At 63.7% G+C, this 18,912-nt stretch carries 18 protein-coding genes; 7 read left to right on the plus strand and 11 right to left on the minus strand.

What is annotated here, in order from left to right:
• Positions 1 to 108 precede the first annotated feature (108 nt).
• Together spoIVA and GT748_RS01600 are read right to left on the minus strand one after the other, a co-directional pair.
• Positions 109 to 1,581: a stage IV sporulation protein A gene (gene spoIVA / locus GT748_RS01595; protein ID WP_021659300.1), complete on the minus strand. Its 1,473-nt coding sequence runs from the start codon at positions 1,579 to 1,581 to the stop codon at positions 109 to 111.
• Positions 1,582 to 1,599: 18 nt separating this feature from the next.
• Positions 1,600 to 3,138 carry a DUF3794 and LysM peptidoglycan-binding domain-containing protein gene (locus GT748_RS01600; protein WP_021659301.1) on the minus strand — a complete coding sequence of 513 codons (1,539 nt, stop codon included), beginning with the start codon at positions 3,136 to 3,138 and terminating at the stop codon, positions 1,600 to 1,602.
• 329 nt (positions 3,139 to 3,467) lie between these two features.
• Between GT748_RS01600 and GT748_RS01605 the strand changes: the two genes are divergently transcribed.
• Positions 3,468 to 4,112, plus strand: coding sequence for a helix-turn-helix transcriptional regulator (locus GT748_RS01605; RefSeq protein ID WP_243147933.1), 645 nt, complete (start codon positions 3,468 to 3,470; stop codon positions 4,110 to 4,112).
• Positions 4,113 to 4,232: 120 nt separating this feature from the next.
• Here the strand turns inward: GT748_RS01605 and GT748_RS01610 are convergent, their stop codons facing one another.
• From GT748_RS01610 to GT748_RS01625, 4 genes are all read right to left on the minus strand, one after another.
• Positions 4,233 to 5,345 (minus strand): nucleoside 2-deoxyribosyltransferase, encoded by a 1,113-nt coding sequence (locus tag GT748_RS01610; protein ID WP_044992445.1) that lies wholly within the window; start codon positions 5,343 to 5,345, stop codon positions 4,233 to 4,235.
• Between the two features lie 1,330 nt (positions 5,346 to 6,675).
• Positions 6,676 to 7,584, minus strand: a complete 909-nt coding sequence (tsf, locus tag GT748_RS01615) for a translation elongation factor Ts (RefSeq protein WP_021659305.1) — start codon at positions 7,582 to 7,584, stop codon at positions 6,676 to 6,678.
• Positions 7,585 to 7,694: 110 nt separating this feature from the next.
• Positions 7,695 to 8,420: a 30S ribosomal protein S2 gene (gene rpsB / locus GT748_RS01620; protein ID WP_044992446.1), complete on the minus strand. Its 726-nt coding sequence runs from the start codon at positions 8,418 to 8,420 to the stop codon at positions 7,695 to 7,697.
• A gap of 143 nt (positions 8,421 to 8,563) precedes the next feature.
• Positions 8,564 to 8,854, minus strand: coding sequence for a YlmC/YmxH family sporulation protein (locus tag GT748_RS01625; RefSeq protein WP_021659307.1), 291 nt, complete (start codon positions 8,852 to 8,854; stop codon positions 8,564 to 8,566).
• 292 nt (positions 8,855 to 9,146) lie between these two features.
• Here GT748_RS01625 and sdaAB point away from each other — a divergent pair, with 292 nt between their 5' ends.
• The 4 genes from sdaAB (at position 9,147) to sigG (ending at position 13,555) form a co-directional block, all read left to right on the plus strand.
• Positions 9,147 to 9,818 carry an L-serine ammonia-lyase, iron-sulfur-dependent subunit beta gene (sdaAB, locus tag GT748_RS01630; RefSeq protein ID WP_021659309.1) on the plus strand — a complete coding sequence of 224 codons (672 nt, stop codon included), beginning with the start codon at positions 9,147 to 9,149 and terminating at the stop codon, positions 9,816 to 9,818.
• A 15-nt stretch (positions 9,819 to 9,833) separates the two neighbouring features.
• Positions 9,834 to 10,706 carry an L-serine ammonia-lyase, iron-sulfur-dependent, subunit alpha gene (gene sdaAA, locus GT748_RS01635; RefSeq protein WP_021659310.1) on the plus strand — a complete coding sequence of 291 codons (873 nt, stop codon included), beginning with the start codon at positions 9,834 to 9,836 and terminating at the stop codon, positions 10,704 to 10,706.
• A 111-nt stretch (positions 10,707 to 10,817) separates the two neighbouring features.
• Entirely contained in the window at positions 10,818 to 12,614 is a 1,797-nt protein-coding gene (locus GT748_RS01640; protein ID WP_073260907.1) for a glycerophosphodiester phosphodiesterase family protein, read from the plus strand.
• Between the two features lie 167 nt (positions 12,615 to 12,781).
• Entirely contained in the window at positions 12,782 to 13,555 is a 774-nt protein-coding gene (sigG, locus tag GT748_RS01645; RefSeq protein ID WP_044992518.1) for an RNA polymerase sporulation sigma factor SigG, read from the plus strand.
• Positions 13,556 to 13,628: 73 nt separating this feature from the next.
• Here the strand turns inward: sigG and GT748_RS15655 are convergent, their stop codons facing one another.
• The 3 genes from GT748_RS15655 to GT748_RS01660 are packed head-to-tail and all read right to left on the minus strand — an operon-like array spanning position 13,629 to position 15,389.
• Positions 13,629 to 14,117, minus strand: coding sequence for a hypothetical protein (locus GT748_RS15655; protein WP_021659328.1), 489 nt, complete (start codon positions 14,115 to 14,117; stop codon positions 13,629 to 13,631).
• A 16-nt stretch (positions 14,118 to 14,133) separates the two neighbouring features.
• Positions 14,134 to 14,607, minus strand: coding sequence for a threonine/serine exporter family protein (locus GT748_RS01655; RefSeq protein WP_242861774.1), 474 nt, complete (start codon positions 14,605 to 14,607; stop codon positions 14,134 to 14,136).
• Entirely contained in the window at positions 14,604 to 15,389 is a 786-nt protein-coding gene (locus tag GT748_RS01660; RefSeq protein WP_021659330.1) for a threonine/serine exporter family protein, read from the minus strand. The genes GT748_RS01655 and GT748_RS01660 overlap by 4 nt, the downstream gene beginning before the upstream one ends.
• 291 nt (positions 15,390 to 15,680) lie before the next feature.
• Between GT748_RS01660 and GT748_RS01665 the strand changes: the two genes are divergently transcribed.
• Both GT748_RS01665 and GT748_RS01670 read left to right on the plus strand, forming a co-directional pair.
• A complete protein-coding gene (locus tag GT748_RS01665) occupies positions 15,681 to 16,754 on the plus strand; it encodes a 6-phosphofructokinase (RefSeq protein WP_044992470.1) in 1,074 nt (357 codons plus the stop codon).
• Between the two features lie 284 nt (positions 16,755 to 17,038).
• A complete protein-coding gene (locus GT748_RS01670) occupies positions 17,039 to 17,731 on the plus strand; it encodes a hypothetical protein (RefSeq protein ID WP_044992472.1) in 693 nt (230 codons plus the stop codon).
• A gap of 186 nt (positions 17,732 to 17,917) precedes the next feature.
• Here the strand turns inward: GT748_RS01670 and GT748_RS01675 are convergent, their stop codons facing one another.
• Together GT748_RS01675 and GT748_RS01680 are read right to left on the minus strand one after the other, a co-directional pair.
• Positions 17,918 to 18,304 carry a VOC family protein gene (locus GT748_RS01675; protein ID WP_021659334.1) on the minus strand — a complete coding sequence of 129 codons (387 nt, stop codon included), beginning with the start codon at positions 18,302 to 18,304 and terminating at the stop codon, positions 17,918 to 17,920.
• Positions 18,301 to 18,768 carry a pyridoxamine 5'-phosphate oxidase family protein gene (locus tag GT748_RS01680; protein ID WP_021659335.1) on the minus strand — a complete coding sequence of 156 codons (468 nt, stop codon included), beginning with the start codon at positions 18,766 to 18,768 and terminating at the stop codon, positions 18,301 to 18,303. Before GT748_RS01680 ends, GT748_RS01675 begins: the two co-directional genes overlap by 4 nt.
• Between the last annotated feature and the right edge of the window lie 144 nt (positions 18,769 to 18,912).

Genomic DNA, 18,912 nt, shown 5'->3' on the forward strand with positions numbered 1-18,912 from the left:
GTCCCCTCCCCCCTGCGCCGGCGGCCGGGCAAAAAGAGAGGGCGCCGGGGCGGTCTACCCGCGCCCGGCGCCCTCACGGCCACCCGTTTTTCACGTCCCTGGGGCCCTCTAGATGATGATGCAGATGAGCCCCGAGCAGCCCTCGTTGATGACCCGCTCCACCGTCTCCTGGATTTTGGTGCGGGCGTCCATGGGCATCCGGTAGAGCTTGTTGTGCAGCCCCTCGTTGACCAGGTCGTGCAGGCTCTTGCCGAAGATGTTCGACTCCCAGATCTTGCCCGGGCTCTCCTCGAACTCCTTGAGCAGGTACATCACCAGCTCCTCCGACTGCTTCTCGCTGCCGACGATGGGCGAGACCTCGGTGGTGATGTTGGCCTTCATCATGTGGATGGAGGGGGCCGACGCCTTGAGGCGGACCCCGTAGCGACCGCCCTGTTTGACGATCTCCGGCTCCTCCAGCGAGAGCTCGTCGATGGTGGGCATGACGATGCCGTAGCCGGTGGCCTCCACCTCGGCCATGGCGTCCTTGATCTTGTCGTACTCGGCCTTGGCCTTGGCCAGGGAGACGATGCAGGGCATCAAATCGGACTCGTCGTTTAGGTCCAGCCCGGTGTTCTCGGCGATGATTTTGTAAAAGAGATCGCTCTCCAGGCCGATGTTCAGGCTGGCCGCACCGGTGCCCAGGTCGATGGACTTGACGTTGACGTTGGAGATCTGGGGGCAGTCGTAGAGCTTTTGGGCCGTCTCGTCGATTTGGGAGATGCGGTCCACCTCGCCGAAGAGCTCGGTGATCTTGCCGAAGACCGCCGACTTGAGCCAGTGGTCCTTTTCCAGGGTGTTGATCCAGCGGGGCATCTGGATGGAGATCTCCTTGACCGGGAACTCGTGCAGCAGCCCCTTGAGGACGCCGGTGATGTCGGCGGCCGACAGCTCCAGGCAGTTGAGGGGGAGCACCGGCACCTGGTGGCGCTCCTGCAGGTAGTCGCGCAGGTGGAGGGTGCGCTCGTCCCCCGGGTGGGCCGAGTTGAGGATGACCACAAAGGGTTTGCCCAGCTCCTTGAGCTCCTTGATGACCCGGGTCTCGGCCTCGGCGTAGTCCTCGCGGGGGATCTCGCAGATGGAGCCGTCGGTGGTCACCACCACCCCCACGGTGGCGTGCTCCTGAATGACCTTTTCGGTGCCGATCTCGGCGGCCTTCTCAAAGGGCATGGGGGTGTCCGACCAGGGGGAGTCCACCAGCCGGGAGCCCTCGCCGTCGGTGTAGCCGATGCTCGACTGCACCACAAAGCCCACGCTGTCCACCATCCGCACCTTGAAGTGGGAGCCGCCGTCCAGCAGCACCTCCACCGGCTCCTCGGGGATGAACTTGGGCTCGGTGGTCATGATCATCTTGCCGGCCGCCGACTGGGGCAGTTCGTCCACCGCCCGCTGGCGGATGGCGTCGTCGCCGATGTTGGGGATGACCATGGTCTCCATCATCCGCTTGATGAAGGTGGATTTGCCGGTGCGCACCGGGCCCACCACCCCCACGTAGATGCAACCCCCTGTGCGGCGGGCGATGTCTTGATAGATGTCGTTCATTTTTTTACCCCCACTTTCCTATTCGGACACGATCGGGATGAGCAGCGTCCGCTTTTCGGGCACGGTGTCTCCCTCCAGGCTGTTTTCCTGCACGATTCCCTCCACCGAGGTGTTGTAGCGCTTGGCGATCTGCCAGACGTCCTCTCCCCTGTCGCAGTAGTAGATGGTGAGGGCGATGTTCTTGTCGGTCTCCTTGGGCGACTCCTCGTCCACCGACAGGTCCTCCACCACGTTGCCGGTAAAGGTGGAGGTGAGCACCGCCTCCCCCTCTAAATCAAAGCGGAGTTCGGCCCCGCCGTCCGGGGCGAGGGAGGCGCTGCTGCCGGTCAGCTTGATGGTCAGGTCGGCCGTCTGGTTCTGGCCGTCCCCGGGGGCGGGGATGCGGGTCTCGAAGTCCACGTTCTTCTCAGAGAAGTGGAGGGTCCCCTCCCCGTCGGCCCCAATGACGGTGGCCTTGACGTTGCCGGCGGCCACCAGCACCCCCTCCTCCATCTTCTGGGTGAGGAGGTTGACCTCCCCCCAGACGTCGTAGACGGTGGTCAGGGCCGGGCCGTCCAGCTTGACCTGGCGGGTGACGGTGAAGGCCTGCTTGGGGAGGACGGACACCGAACTGGCGGTGAAGGGCCGGGTCTTGTACTCGCTCTCAAAGGTGGTGGAGAAGAGGTCGCGGATGGTCTCGATCTCCTCTTGCCGGTAGCAGACCACCGAGGCCTCGCAGACCATCTGGGTGGAGAGGACGGTGTTCTCCCCCTCGATGTTCTGTTTGAGCTCCGCCTTGCAGTCCAAGACCGCCGCCCGCACCGAGAAGGCCATGTCGGCACTGCAGTTCTCGATGTCCACGATCTGGCTGACGGGGATGGTGTAGTCGGCGCTCTCCACCTGGTTGTTCTGCAGCAGGTAGCTGACGTGGTTGCGGCACTCGCCCTTGAGGATGACCTTGCCGGTGATGACCTTGTAGTCGTCGATGGAGAGGTAGCTGTCCACCCCCAACACCGCCTCCGGCGGGCTGGAGAGGGCCAGGTCGGTCTCGTCCTCTAGGCTGAAGGCCTTCTGCCCCGAGGCGGCGGGGACGGTGGCGGAGAAGCGCTCCTTCTTCATCTGCACCCCCATGCCGCTGACGTCCGAGAGGACGGTCTGCTCGGCCTTCCCCACCGCCTTGACGCGGATGGAGACCGAGCTGCGCACCGAGATGGCGCGGGGGTTGGTGGCCCGGCAGTTGATGTACTCGCCCTTGACGGCGGTCTCCACCAGCGCGTCCTCCACCGCCACCTTGGCGTCGATCTGTTTGGTGAAGGGGATGGACTGCTCGAAGCTGTAGAGCTTTGCGCCGTCCTCCGAGGTGTAGAGCAGGTGGAAGTGGACGTAGCCGTCGAGGATGATCTTCTGGTCCGCCCTCTGCTTGGAGACGATGTGGGGGGTGCCCATGCACTTGACGATCCGGACAATTTCGGCCAGATAGTCGGGCAGGATGAACTCGCTCTCCACGGTCTGTTCAAATGTTTTATCCAATATCACTTGGCTGAGCTGGTAGGAACGGGTGGCCTTTTTGAGCTCCATAGCGAAAAACCTCCTAAAGTCAATGCTTTACTTCCATTCTATTGGGCGGCTTGGCCGGATATGCCAGCGCGGCCGGGGCGGGGCGGCTTTTTTTGCGGGGGGCAGGAAAAGGGCGGGCCGGCCCATCCCCTATGCCCAGATCAAAGCGCGCAGAGGAGGGCTCCCCCTGTCGGGCAACTGCGAGTTGCCCTCTCCCCCCAAAACGAAACCTGGCGTTTGTGGAAGCCCTCTCGCGCGGTGTGGTATACTGGGCGCATCAAAGAGAGAAGGAGGAAAGGGAGATGCATTTTGGCCAGAATTTGCAGCTTTTGAGGAAGATCAGAAGCGGGATGACACAGGAGGAACTGGCGGAAAAAATCGGGGTCAGCAGACAGACTGTCTCCAAATGGGAGCTAAACGCTGCCTATCCCGAAATCGAAAAGGTGATTGAGCTGTGCGCCCTGTTTTCCTGCTCGATGGACCAGCTGATCCGGGAGGACATGGGGGTGATCGACGAGTCCTATTCAGATATCCGCTGCGAGTGGGTGGAGTCGTTTCGGTATCTTCAATACGCGGTTGTCAGCGCCGACCCGGAGGGGGACGCCATCGGCCATGTGACCCGCTGGGCGGAGGAGATAAAGATAGAGGCACCCCGAATCATCGGCTGGGATTTCCCCACTGTGTCACAGGAACAGATCAACCTGTTTCACATGCACGGCTACGCCGCGGCGCTCATTTTGGAGGACGGGATCGCGCTCTGTGAGGAGGGGATGGAAATTGTCTCGCAGCCGAGGCAGCAGTATGTCGCGCTCACCATCAGGCAGCCGTTTACGTCTCCCTTCCACCTGATTCCCAACGCATTTAAGGTCCTGCTCACCTACATGAAGGCCAACGGAATCAAAGCGAGGTATGACAAAGCCGTACTCTCCTGTTTTGAGCGGGTATATACCGCCGACGGGGTGGAGTACATGGACGTCTATGTGGCGCGGGAGTAGTCGCCGCGGCTGATCGGCCCCAAAAGAGAAAAGAGCATCTCCCCCGGTTCGCACCGGATGAGATGCTCTTTTTCTTTTTGTAAATGTCTCCACCCTGTCGGGAAAAACCGAGGGGGAAAACTACTTGTTCAGCTCTTCCATCACCTGGTCGATGATCTCTTCAAACTTGCCGCCGTAGACGGGCATCGAACCGGAGAACATCAGGTTGACCGGGTAGTTGAAGTTTTCCACGTCGTTGCCGTAGATATCGCGGTTGTCCTTGTCCTCGCCGTAGTGGGCGATGCGCTGGCGCATCCAGGTGGCGTCGTGCATGTAGGCAAAGCACTTTTTGCCCAGCTGCCAGGCCATGCCGCACTCAAAGGCCACATCGCTGTTGGGCTCAAAGCCGTGGTAGTCGCTCAGGTCGGCGATGATGATGTCGCAGTTGCGCACGTGCTGCTGCCAGCGGTCAAAGAGGTTATAGGCCTTGGTGTAGGGGTCGTCGGACTCCACTTCGGCCACGCCGGGGGCGGCGTCGAGGGGGGTGATGGCCACCAGGCCCCGCTCCTCGCAGAGCTTCTTCATGGCGGCGTACTTCTCGGCGGCGTCGGGATCGTACCGCTCGGGCCCGGCCAGGTAGACGACCGGCTTGTCGCCCTTTTCCAGGGTGACCTCAGCGCTGTGGTCCACGGCGGGGGTCTGGCGTTTGGCCTTGTGCTTGCGCTCCTCGTCCAGGTCGGTGCGCAGGGCCTTCAGGCAATCGGTGTACTTGCCTTCGACGATTTTGCAGGAGCCGACGATGCAGGGGGCAAAGGGGATGTCCATGTGGGGGAGGACCCGGCCGTCCAGGTCGTAGACCTTGCCGTCCTCCTTCAGGGCCGCTCTCTGGTACTTGTGCACCACCGGGCGCAGGTCCCGGGTGTAGGCGTAGCAGCGCAGGCCGCGGGCATAGGCCATGCCGATCTCGTAGATGGTGCCGCCGTCGGGCTCGGTGCCGCGGAAGGACTCCAAATCGGCGAGGATGGCGGTGGAGACGGCCATGCTGTCGGCGCAGTTTTGGAAGATGGAACGGGCGTTGTCGCGGGGCTCGGTGTCCGACCAATCGAGCTTTTTGTCGTTGGGCAGGGCCACCTGGAAGCCGTAGAACTCGGACTCTTTGCGCATGGCCGCCAGGAAGTTGGAGCCGCCGGTGTAGAAGCACTCGGGGCCGGCGATGTAGAGGCTCTCGTCGGGGTATTGGCTGTACTGATGCATACTTTTTTCCTCCTTAAAAAGAGCGGCGGAACCAAATTCCACCGCGATGGGCAAGGGGTGTCTGGGACATGTTTTTCCTATTTTCAGAGTAAAGCAAAGGGCGGGGCTTGTCAATACAAAAGCCCTCGTCGCAGCGCACAAAAAACCGGGCGAAATTTTTACGGCAAACGGTTGCAGGGCGGCGCGCACTCCCTATCCCCTCTGAAGCTATCCCTTAAACTGCGAAAAGACAATCCCCTGCGCGGCCAGCCCGCGCCGCCCCTCTTGAACAGGCCGCTCCTCACTGCGGCGCTTGAAGCGGGTGTCTTACCTTACCTTGCCCCGCATCCCCCCTCCCCCGCGATTTTGCAGCCGGCGAAACCCGCGCGGAGGGCGCCCCTATATGTCTGACCGCACCCCTTCTCGTGCCGATTTTGATTTGTGCTCCCCATAGGCGGCGAGGACGATGCGGGGATGGGTCCTGACGACATCACGGCCATTCACACACCCGCCTGGGGGAGAGCGGGATGGCCTTCGCGCCAATTTGGCTGTTTGGCAACTTTCGATTTACACCTCCATGTGGGGACGCCGTCCTGCAGCCCGGCGCGCTTTCCATTTTCGGCATGTTGACCCACGCACCTGCTTGGGGGGATATCTTCTGAAGTCGGGACCTGACTGTGGCCGCAACCACTTTGGTTCATGTCTCCCCGCGTGGGCGCGAGACCAGACCTCTCGGTGGGACAGGCCTTTATCACCTGCCCGACCTCACGTCTCCCCGCGCGGGGGCGAGACCAGGCCAGCGCTCCAGCGGCCCCCCGCCGGGCGGATTTCAATCCACTCGCCCTGTGTGAGGGGACGACACGACACGCTCTAGAACTGCGGGATCGCCCCTGCATTTCGATCCATCCTCCCGCGCAGGGGACGACTCCAGAACAGACTCGACAAAATGGGGAAAATCAGGCGTTTCCCCCATGTTCCCACGCGAGGGAGGGCCCAGGGGTGCTTCAGCGTCCGTCAATCCTCGCAGCATTTCAATCCACGTCCCCGCGCGAGGTGCGACGGCAACCGCGAGCTCCTTGGCCTCGCCGCGGCAGTCATTCAACCTCCAGCGCCTGCACGGGGTGCGACCATTGCCCACCAAACCGCCCTCTCTTTATCAATCTATTTCGATTCACGCACCCGCGGGGGGTGCGACCCGACGCGGTTTCTCCACCAGAAGGGCGGCGGCCGCATTTGGATCCGCGCTCAGCAGCACCCCATCCGCCCGGCCCCTCTCCCCCGTCCGCGCCCCGGCGCGCAAAGAGGGCCCGGGGCAGATTGCCCCGGGCCCTCTTGAAACGGTCGGTCCCGCTTATTTCACCATCTTGGCGACTTCGGAAGCCAGATCGTCCTCTCTCTTCTCGATGCCCTCGCCCTTTTCAAAGCGGGCGAACTTGACGATGGAGATGTTGCCGCCCAGCTCTTTTGCCACCTGGGCGGTGTACTTGGCGACGGTCAGGTCCTGGTCCTTGACAAAGGGCTGTTCCAGCAGGCAGACCTCTTTGTAGTACTTGTTGATGCGGCCGTTGACCATCTTGTCGACGATGGCCTCGGGTTTGCCCTCGTTGAGAGCCTGCGCCCGGAGGATCTCCTTCTCCTTCTCGATCTCGTCGGAGGGGACCTCGTCCTTGGAGACATAGGTGGGGTTGGCCGCGGCAATCTGCATGGCCACGTCCTTGCCGTAGGCGGCAAAGCCCTCTTTCCCGGCCACGTCGGTGTCGAAGAGCACCATGACGCCGTGGGTGCCGCCACCGTGGATGTAGGTGACGACCTCGCCCTCAAAGCGGGCGAAGCGGCGGACGATCAGGTTCTCGCCGATGGTGAGGATCTTGTCGCGCAGCAGGGCCTCGACGGTGTCCTCGCTGCCGGCGGCTTTGCAGGCCAGCAGGGCGGCCACGTCGGCGGGGGCCTCTTTGATGACGGTCTTGGCGCAGGTGTCCACGAAGTCCTTGAAGTCGGCGTTCTTGGCCACGAAGTCGGTCTCGCTGTTGACCTCGACCAGGGCGCCCACCTTGGCGGCCTCGTCGACATAGGCGTAGACCAACCCGTCGGCGGCGACCCGGCTGGATTTCTTGGCGGCGGCGGCCAGACCCTTTTCGCGCAGCAGCTCGACGGCCTTCTCCATGTCGCCGTCGGCCTCGGTGAGGGCCTTCTTGCAGTCCATCATGCCGCAGCCGGTCTTCTCGCGCAGCTCTTTTACGTCTTTTGCAGTAAATGCCATTGTACTTCCTCCTATATGCGAATGATTAAATATGCCTGTTTGTGGGGCGAATATATCGCACAAATGCCCGTGCAACCTGCGCGGGCATTTTTCGGCGTATGGGGGGCTGATTACTCAGCGGCTTCCTCGGCCTCGGCGGCCTCTTCCATCTGCTCGCCCTGACGGCCTTCCAGGTAGGCGTTGGCCATGGCGCCGGAAATCAGTTTCACCGCGCGGATGGCGTCGTCGTTGCCGGGGATGATATAGTCGATGTCGTCGGGGTCGCAGTTGGTGTCGACGATGGCGACGATGGGGATGTGCAGCTTCTTGGCCTCGGCCACGGCGATCTTCTCCTTGCGGGGATCGACGATGAACAGGGCGCCGGGCAGCCGGTCCATGGTCTTGACGCCGCCCAGGAACTTCTCCAGCTTCTCGATCTCGAGGTTGAGCTTGGTGACCTCTTTCTTGGGCAGCAGGTCGAAGGTGCCGTCCTCTTTCATTTTATTGAGCTGGTACAGCCGGTCGATGCGCTTGCGGATGGTGCGGAAGTTGGTCAGCATGCCGCCCAGCCAACGGGCGTTGACATAGTGGCAGCCCGCGCGGGTGGCCTCGTCCTTCACAGACTCCTGGGCCTGCTTCTTGGTGCCGACAAACAGGACGGACTTGCCCTCTTCGGCGACACTGCGGACAAAGTTGTAGGCGTCGTCGAGCTTTTTGACGGTCTTCTGCAGGTCGATGATGTAGATGCCGTTTCTCTCGGTGAAGATGTAGGGAGCCATTTTGGGGTTCCATCTTCTGGTCTGGTGGCCGAAGTGAACGCCGGCCTCCAAAAGCTGTTTCATAGATACTACTGCCATGATTTCTTTCCTCCTAGGTTTTGTTTCCTCCGCCGGGTTTATGGCGCGGTCTCACGGGGTCGTTCCCCGCAACCTTCCGCACAGGCCCGGCGTGTGTTTTACCGGAGTATTATAGCATACCCTCCGGCAGGTGACAAGCCCATCTAGCCAAAAAATTTGTCCAGCAGGGCCCCTTTTTTTTTGCGGATCTCGGGCTTTTCCAGGTAGTCCACCAGCACGGTGTCTTTGCCGATGGTCTGGATCTCCTCCCACTTGATCACGATGTCGGGCTCCCGGCCCAACAGGCCGAAGAACTTCAGTTTGCCGAAGAGGACGATGGCGGTGATCTGGGCGCTCTCGCCGTCAAACTCCAGATCGCACACCTCGCCCAGTTTGACCCCGTCTTTAATGTTGACCACGTCCTTGTCTCGCAGATCGTAAAAACTGCTCACCATCGCCGGTCTCCTCCTCCCCCGCGCAAACCGTCTCGGTGCGCGGTCTCTCCCCACAGTGTATGCCCCTCCGCGCCCGCTCTATTCGACAAAGCCCGTCCCCTTCCTGCAAAAAAGACAGCATCCGAGGTTGTCCGCGCGCTATGAACAGTTTTTGGGGGCCCTTTTTGGCGGGTGGGCAATTGACTTTCCCGCGCCCTTTGCCCCATAATAAAGGTGGTTTCCGGGCGCGTCGGGCGCCCCTTTTTTGCGGCGGGCGGACCGGCCCGCCAGACATGAGAAAGGCGGTATCTCTATGAGTTCTTCCTCCTCCAGCCTCTTTGACGTGCTGGGGCCGGTGATGATCGGCCCCTCCAGTTCGCACACGGCGGGGGCCCTGCGCATCGGCCGGGCCGCCGGCATGCTCTGTCAGCACATCCGCAAGGCGGTGTTCTACCTGCACGGCTCCTTTGCCCAGACCTACAAGGGCCACGGCTCCGACCGGGCCCTGGCCGCCGGCATCCTGGGGATGCAGACCTACGACCCCGACATCAAAAACGCCCTGGACATCTGCGAGAGCCGGGGGATCGCCGTGGAATTCGTCCCCAGCGACCTGGGCGAGGTGCACCCCAACACCGTCAAGGTCGTCCTCACCGACGACCAGGGGGTGGAGCACAGTCTCACCGGCTGTTCGGTGGGCGGCGGCGAGGTGCGGATCGTGGACATCGGCGGCTTTGCCACCAGCATCTCGGGCGAGTACGCGGCCATCGTCACCAAGCACCAGGACAAGGTGGGGGTCATCAAAAACGTGGTCTCGGCCATCTCCGACGCGGGGATCAACATCGTCTCCATCAACCTCTCCCGCAGCCAGAAGGGCAAGCTGGCCACCGCCATCATCGAGGTGGACAGCCCGGTGGACGAAGAGATCATCCAGCGCATCCGCGCCATCGACAAGATGGTGGACGTGCTGGCCATCAAGAGTTTTTAAGGGAGGGCGCGAGCGATGTTCAAATACGGCTTTGAATTGGCCGACCACTGCCAGAAAAATGACCTGCGCATCTGCGACGTGGCCGTCAGCCACGAGATGCAGGTGGGCGAGTGCAGCCGGGAAGAGGTCTTCAAGCGGCTGAAAAAGCGGCGCAACGTCATGTACTCCGCCTGCCACTCCACCCTGCACAACCCCGTGCCCTCGGTCAGCGGGCTCACCGGGGGGGACGCCAGCCGTCTCTACCGGTACAGCGGCGAGGGCTCCCCCCTGAGCGGGGACACGGTGGCCCGGGCCATGAGTTACGCCCTCTCCTGCTTTGAGGTCAACACCTCCATGGGCCCCATCGTGGCCTGCCCCACCGCCGGCAGCTGCGGCATCGTCCCCGGCGCCCTCTTCGCCGCCGCCGAGACGCTGGACGCGAGCGAGGAGGCCCTGCTGGAGAGCTTTGCCACCGCCGCCTACATCGGGATGATCATCTCCAAAAACGCCACCGTCTCGGGGGCCGAGGGGGGCTGCCAGGCCGAGTGCGGCTCCGCCTCCGCCATGGCGGCCGCCGCCCTCGCCGAGATGCAGGGCGGCAGCCCCCAGCAGTGCCTGGACGCGGCGGCCATCGCCCTGAAAAACGTGATGGGCCTGGTCTGCGACCCGGTGGCCGGCCTGGTGGAGATCCCCTGCGCCAAGCGCAACGCCTCAGGGGTGGCCAACGCCCTCCTCTCGGCCGACCTGGTGATGGCGGGGATCCGCTCCATGATCCCCTTTGACGAGGTGGTCAGCGCCATGTACAAGGTGGGGCGGATGCTCCCCGAGGCCCTGCGGGAGACCGCCAAGGGCGGCGTCGCCACCACCCCCACCGGCCTGCGCTACAAAAAGCAGGTGTTCGGGGAGTAGGCCAATCAAAAAGCGGGGACCCGGCGAGGGGTTCCCCGGGCCTTTTTGCAAGCCCCCCCTTTGTCCGCTTGCGCCCAGGGGGGCACCGCCGCACGAGAGGAGGGGTATCGCTTGAGAGAACGCTCGTCCGCTGCCCGCACCGTCGCCGGCACCGCCCTGACCGCTCTGCGGAGAAACGGGCTTTCCCTGCTGCTGTTCGAGCTGGCCTACAAATTTCTCTTCTCCGCCGTGATGGACGGGGCCCAGGACCTCCTGGCCCTGGCCATGGAGCGGTGCGGCCTGTCCTACCTGACCCCCGCCACTGCCGTCACCCTGCTGCGGGACCCGCTGTCGGTGGCCCTGATCCTGCTCTTTATCTGCCTGCTCTTCTACTCCGTGCTGGTGGAGATAACGGCCCTGATCCTCTGCTGTCAGCGCAGCTTGCAGGGGGAGCGGGTGGGGCCCTTTGCCCTGCTGCGGGCGGCGTTGGCCCGGGCCACCCGGCTGCTGCGGCCCCGAAACGCCCCTCTCCTCTTTTTGCTGTTGGTGCTGGTCCCCGTGGTGGCCCCCACCTTCACCTCGACTGCGCTGCACAACTTCCAGATCCCCTCCTTTATCCTCGACTTCATCCGCGGACGGACCGCCCTCTACCTGCTCTACCTGGGGCTTTTGGCCCTGCTGTGCTGGCTGCTCTTGCGCTGGCTCCTGGTGCTGCCGGAGATGGTGCTCACCGGCCGTTCCTTTCGGGAGGCGCGGATCCGCAGTTGCGCCCTGTTGGCGGGGCGCAAGGGCCGGGTGTTGGGGGCGGGCCTCCTCTGGGGGGCGGCCGTCCTGCTGCTGGCCGGGCTCTGCTATCTGGGGAGCACCCTGGTGCTGTTGGGGGGCGTGAAGCTCCTGCACCAGGGCTCCCTGTCCACCTTCTGGTACCAGTTTCTCCGCCTGGACGCCTCGCTGCGCACCCTTTTTGCCATCGGCGGGGCAGCCTGTTCCTCTGCCCTGGTGACGGCCCTTCGCACCCGGCTGCTGGGGGAGGTCCCCGCCCCGCCACCCCCGCCACGCCGGCGGCGGCTGCCCCGCGCGGCCGGCGCTCTGGCCCTCGGCTACCTGCTGCTCATCTTTCACGTGGAGAGCACCGTCAACCTCTGGCGCGACCCCCTGGCCCCCGCCCCGGTGCAGGTGGTCGCCCACCGGGCCGGCGCCCTCTATGCGCCGGAAAACACCCTCGCTGCCCTGGACCAGGCCATTGAGAGCGGAGCCAACGCAGCGGAAATCGACGTGCAGCAGACCGCCGACGGGGCGCTGATCGTCCTGCACGACACCAATTTCAAGCGGGTCGCCGGGGTGGACAGGAACACCTGGGAGGTCACCTTGGAGGAGGTGCGCAGCTACGACGCGGGCAGCGCCTTCTCGGAAGACTTTGCCGGGGAGGGCGTCCCCACCCTGGAGGAGATGCTCCAGCGCGCAGACGGGAAGATCGGCCTGATGATCGAACTGAAGTCCACCGGCCACGAGCGGGGGCTGGAGAGGGCCGCCGTAGACCTGCTCCGTCAATACGACGCCTTCAAAAGCTGCACCATCGCCTCGATGGACTACTCCATCCTCGAGCGGGTAAAGGCGTACGACGAGCGGGTCCAGACCGTCTACATCCTCCCTGCCGCCTACGGCGATCTGGCGGAGATGACAGCCGCCGACGCCTTCAGCGTGGAGGCCACCTTTGTGACCGGCATGCTCTCCGCCACCCTGCAATACGCCCAAAAGCCCCTCTACGCCTGGACGGTCAATGACAGCGGCGAGATCGACCGCCTCTTGGACCTGGAAATCAGCGGGGTGATCACCGACGACCCCTACCTGGCCCGCTACACCATTGCCGCCGGCGGCCGCTCCTGGTGGGTCAGCGCCTTGGCCGAGCGATTTCTCGACGGCGGCTGACCGCCCGCCCCCTAGCCACAGCGGCCCCGCTTTTATATTGACAAAAAGCGGGGCCGCTGTGGCGTTTTCCACCCTGTCAACCTTTCCCAACCCGTCCCGGCGCATGGGGGCGGGTTTGCGGGCCCATACTGTCACTGTACGTAAAGAGAAAAGGGCGTGTGGGCATTTTGTACAGTGGCAAAGTGGAAATCTGCGGGGTCAACACCGCGCAGTTAAAGGTCCTCAAGGAGGCGGAAAACCAAGAGCTGATCCGCCGCTATCGGGAGAGCGGCTCTCGATCGGCCCGGGAACAGTTGATTTCGGGCAACCTGCGGCTGGTGCTCAGCGTCATCAAGCGCTTCTCCAGCCGGGGGGAGAACCTGGACGACCTCTTTCAGGTGGGCTGCATCGGGCTGATCAAGGCCATCGACAACTTCGACACCAGCCATCAGGTGCGCTTTTCCACCTATGCGGTGCCGATGATCATCGGCGAGATCCGCCGTTACCTGCGGGACAACAACCCCATTCGGGTCTCCCGCTCGCTGCGGGATGTGGCCTACAAGGCCATGAAGGCCAAGGAGGCCTTTATCGCGGAACACCGGCGGGAGCCCACCACCACCGAGTTGGCGGCCGCCCTGGGGATGGAGGTCAGCGACGTGGTCATCGCCCTGGAGGCCATCGTCGACCCGGTCTCCCTCTACGAGCCCATGTATCAGGACGGGGGGGACATGCTCTTCGTCATCGACCAGGTGGGCGATTACAGCGACGCCACCGACTGGCAGAGCGAGATCTCGATGCGCTCGGCCATTCAGGCCCTGAGCGAGCGGGAGAAGAAAATCATCTCGCTGCGGTTTTTGGGGGGCAAGACCCAGATGGAGGTGGCCGAGGAGATCGGCATCTCCCAGGCGCAGATCTCGCGGCTGGAAAAGGCCGCCCTGGAAAAAATCAAAAAAGAATTGTAGGGACACGGACCGCAAAGGGGCGGGGAAGCTGTTTGGCTTCCCCGCCCCTTTTTCTGTTTCACATCCGACCTCATCAGCGGCCCCGGGTGGCGCGGTGGCTCTTCTTGCGGGCAATGTGGGCGTAACTGCCCAAAAAGCAGAGGAGTGCTCCGCTCTGCACCAGCGGGAGAAAGAGGGCCCGCCAGCCGCCCGCTCCCAAAGGCAGGAGGGCGCAGCCCCCCAGCAGGCAGAAGGCCGCCCCCATCCCCTGTAGCCAGCGGTGGGCACGGGGGTGCCCCGCCAGCACCAGCAGGGAAAAGAGGAGGTATCCCCCCAGCGCCAGGGCCCCCAGTATCGCCGGCGCCCCGGCCAAGAGGCCGCCCAGGGCCGACCCCTCTCCCCAGGTGGCGGCCAGCCCCTCCGTCCAGCGGCAGAGAGCCCCTTCCCCGGCGCAGAAGAGCAGCCAAAGGGCCGCGATATAGAGGACTGAAAGGGCGGCAAAAGCAGGCCCCACCCGCCGTTTGGGGGCGGCCTTTTGGGGCTGTGCCCCCCGCCGGGGCATCCGGTAAATCAACTGCTGCACCCGCTCTCCCCCCTCTCTAGCGGGACTGGGCCGGCCGGCCCCGCCTCCGCCGCCACCCCCGCCAAAACGAGGTGGTCAGCCGCGCCACCGAGGAGACCAGGGCGATGCCCGCCACAATGGCCCCGGCGATCTTGCAGGTCTCCAGCCCGGTCTGCAAAAAGCGGGCGGTGTCCCCCGCCATCCCGTACTCCATGGTGTAGTAGATTTTGCTGCCCGGCACCAGGGGGAGGAAGGAGACCACCAGATAGATGGTCACCGGCGACTTGTGCAGCCGCGCCATCCCCTCGGAATAGAGGGCGATGGCCACCGTGGCCACAAAGTAGCAGAGGGTGTCGTCCATCCCCGCCCCGGTGCACAACAGGTAGACAAACCAGCTCAAAGTGGCCCCCAGGGCCGCCAAGACGAGGTTTTTCCCCCGCAGGTTGAAAATCACCCCAAAGCCCAAACAGGCGATGAAGACGTACAGGCACTGCAGATAGCTCCCGTTCACGCCGCCACCCCCAATAGAGGCCGCAATACGGCCAGCGAGACCGAGACCCCCACCGCGATCCCCGCCCCGATGAGGATGGCCTCGGTCAACTTGATCATCCCGGCGATGCAGTCGCCGGCCATGAAATCGCGCATGGCGTTGGTGAACACGATCCCCGGCACCAGGGTCATGAGCATCCCGATGATGATGGCGTCCGGGTGCAGGGCGGGAAAGGCCAGGGCCAACAGGTGGGCCGAGGCGGCCCCGAAGAGGGCGCAGACCAGGTTGCTGAAAAAGGCGTTGCCCCGCAGCCGCCGCATCCCCTCGGCCAGGAGTTTGAGCGGCGCCCCCACGAGGAAGGCGCAGGCCGCATCCCAGGGCGAGCCGCCGAAAAAGAGGGCAAAGGCGCAGGCCGCCACCCCGTAACTCACCACCTGCCAGAGCAGGGGGTAGGTGGGGCGGGCCCGCAGCTCGTCCAGCTCCCGCCGGATCTCGGCGCAGCCGGGCCGGTCGCGGCAGATGCGGCGGCAGAGGGCGTTCAGCCGGTCCACCTTGTCCAGGTCGGTGGCCCGGTCAAAGATCCGCTTGCTCTGGGTGTGGGCGCTGCCGTCCGCCAGCCGCAGGGTGAGAATGACGTGGGAGGGGATGGCAAACACATCGGCCCCCGCCAAACCGTAGGCCGCGCCGATGTACTGAAGCGACTCCTCCACCCGATAGACCTCGGCCCCGTAGGCCAATAGGCCGCCGGATATTTCCAACAGCAGCTCTGTGAACTGGGGCATCTCCCCCTCGGTCAACTGCATGTGCTCTCCCCCTTGCCGCGCCTGCGCGCACCATCTGAACACTGGTTATACCATATTTTTGGCAGACAAGCAAGAAAAATGACGCGCCCCTTCTCTGCCGTGCCCCGCCCCTGTGGGAAACGGCGACAAAGCCCCCCGCCCGATTTTGTGAAAACCCCACAAAGCCCCTCTTTGACCGGCCGCAACCGGGTATTTTCGTTGCCTTTTGGGAAAAATTGCCCTATACTGGACTTACAGTAAACTGCGCCCGGCGGGCCGGGAGAGCCGGGCGGACGGAAAGGGGCAAGGAACGTGAAACGAATCGGCATGCTCACCTCTGGCGGGGATTGCCAGGGGCTCAACGCCGCCCTGCGCGGGGTCGCCAAGACCCTGTACGAGGAGTACGGCGAAGAGGTGGAGATCTACGGCATCCGCGACGGCTACCGCGGCCTGATCGAGGGCGACTACCACCTGATGAAACCCTCCGACTTCTCGGGTATCCTGGTGCAGGGGGGCACCATCCTAGGCACCTCCCGCCAGCCCTTCAAGCGGATGCGGGTGGTGGAGAACGACGTGGACAAGGTCGCCCGCATGAAAGAGACCTATAAAAAGATGAAGCTGGACTGCCTGGTCATCCTGGGCGGCAACGGCACCCACAAGAGCGCCAACCTCCTCTCGGAGGAGGGGCTCAACGTGGTCACCCTGCCCAAGACCATCGACAACGACCTCTGGGGCACCGAGATGACCTTTGGCTTTCACAGCGCCATGGAGATCGCCACCAACGTGCTCGACTGCATCCACACCACCGCCACCTCCCACGGGCGGGTCTTCATCGTCGAGGTCATGGGCCACAAGGTGGGCTGGCTGACCCTCTACGCGGGGATCGCCGGCGGGGCCGACGTCATCTTGCTGCCCGAAATTCCATACAGCGTGGACAAAATCGCCAAGGTCATCGAGCGGCGCAACCAGGCGGGCAAGCGCTTTTCCATCCTCGCGGTGGCCGAGGGCGCCCTCTCCAAGGAGGAGGCCAAGCTCTCGAAGAAGGAGTTCAAGGCCGCCCGCGCCCAGATGAGCGACCCCTCCGTCTCCTACCGGCTGGCGCGGGAACTGGAAGAGCGCACCGGGCAGGAGATCCGGGTCACCATCCCCGGCCACTTCCAGCGCGGCGGCAGCCCCTGCGCCTACGACAAGGTGCTCTCGACCCGCTTCGGCGCGGCGGCGGGTCGACTGATCATTGAAAAGAAGTACGGCAACATGGTGGGGCTGCAAGACGGCAAGGTGGTGCCGGTCCCCCTGAGCGAGGTGGCCGGCAAGCTCAAGACCGTGCCGGTGGACTGCGAGGAGATTTCCGCCGCCAGGGCCCTGGGCATCAGCTTCGGCGACTAGACAGGCAAAGCCAATCGGGCGGGGCGGACCGGCAGGTCCCCCCGCCCTTTTTCTCGGGGACGGCACGATCGAGGTCGGATGCGCTTGCCATTTCATCTATCCGCACCGACCCCTTTTCCCAAACCGCGCATCCCGCGGCGCCTTCGAGGCGCCCTTCCCCTTCCCGCCCTCCCCCACCGGGAAAATTTACAAAATCCCAGTGGATTTTCCCCTTTTCCCTGCTATACTAGATGGGAAATACCGCCGCTTGGCGGCCGAAACTCACACGAAAAGGTTGGGATTTTTTGCTCAAACGCGAACAGACCTTCGCCCTCGTCAACCGCATCTTTGTGTCGGCGATCGTGGCGCTGCACCTGGGGTTTGCCTTTACCTACCTGCTGCGCGACGGGGACAGCTACCTCTTTCAAAAGTCGCTGCTGGGGCTGCCGCTGCTCCTGCTGCCCACCCTCGTCTTTCGCCTCTTCCGGCTCAAAACCTGCCACCAGCTCAACTTCTGGGCCTACCTGTTCATCTTTTTGGCCCACACCATCGGCATCACCATCACCCACTACAACATCCCCTACTACGACAAGGCCATGCACACCCTGTCGGGGGTGTTCGTCGCCTTTCTCGCCCTCTGCTGCTTCTACTTTTTCAAGCCCGGGCGGGCAATCGACCGAAAGGACGGGCCGCTGTGCTGTCTTTTCGTCTTCGCGGTGAGCATGGCGGTGGCGGGCCTGTGGGAGATCGGCGAGTACACCGTCAGCTGCATCGACGGCTCTGACCCGCAGCTTGTTCTCAGCACCGGGGTGGGCGACACCATGCAGGACATGATCGTCTGCATGGTCGGCACCCTGCTCTTTGTGGGGGTGTTGGCCCACTGGTACCTGCGCCGCGACAACCGCCGTTCCGGCCCCTTGATGGGGGCCTTCGACACCTTTTATCAGTACAATCTGGCCCCCCGTCGGGCGGCCGGTCAAGGGGGTGAAAAAGAATGAGAAAGGGACTTTCAGTGGTGGCCTTTGTGCTGGGCATCTGCACCGCCCTGTGCGGCATCGGCGTCACCGTGTTGGGCGCCGTCGGCATGGGGAGCCGCAGAAGATAGGGCAAAACCGCAGGAGAGCGGGCGGGGACCGAATGCAGCTTCGGTCCCCGCCCGCTCTCTCTTTTGCAGGGGGCTTTTTTTACACAAACAGGCACCAGCGAACGCCGTAGCGGTCGATGAGGTCGGCCATCAGGGGGCTGTACTCGCAGGGCCCCAGGGGGATGAGGAGGGTCGCCCCCTCCCGCAGGGTGTCGTAGGCCCTTGTGACCCGCTCCTCCCCGCCTTCGCCGTAGTCGAGGCAAAACTGCATCACATTGCCGGTGATTGCCTCCTCCCCCGCAATGGCATAGGCGGAATTGCGCTCCGCCACCGCCAACACCTGGCCCTCAAAGGCCAGTTCCGAGTGGTAATAGGTGCCGTCCCCGTTTTGATAGCTGCTGATCAACTCCGCGTCAAAGGCCCTTTGATAAAAGGGCACGGCCTCGTCGCTCCCCTTGACATACACCTGCATCATTGCGCGCTTCATCTCTTCGATCCCCTCTCTTTGGCCGCCCGAGCGGCTGCAAAATCAATGTCGTAGCGGGTCCCGTGGCTCATCAGCACCCCGCTGTCCAGCCGGATGCACAGGATACAACTGTTGGGGTCGCCCTCGTCCAGATGCCCGTTTTGGTACCAGTCCGCAAAGACACGGCACAGCCGGGCGGCCAGCGCCGCATTCTCCTCCCTGCCCAGCCAGCCCAGGTTTTCCCCCCTGCCGCGGGCGGTGAACCACTCGCCGCAGACGGCAACGGCGGGGTCTCTCTCGATTTGGCGCACCTTGCCGGAGAGGGCATGGGTAATTACATAAAAGGCCCCGTCCTCGTAATAGGCGTTGACCAGCCGCACCGCGGGGCCCCCCTCCCCCACCGTCGCCAGGGAGAGGACGGTGTCCCGCCCAAAGCGGTCCTCCATCACCTCTCGGGCCGCCTGGGGAAAATGATCGGCCATCATCCCTCTCTCCCCTCTCTGCGGACCCCCTTGCGGGCTGTCCTTGTGGGGTGGAGCACACAATGCACCACACAACCGCCCCGCTTCACAGGTCCCGCCCCCTTCTCTTTTGGCCCATGGTAACACAAAGGCGGCGGAAAAGCAATT

It is taken from the genome of Bittarella massiliensis (ex Durand et al. 2017) (assembly GCF_009876955.1).
GTDB lineage: Bacteria > Bacillota > Clostridia > Oscillospirales > Ruminococcaceae > Bittarella > Bittarella massiliensis.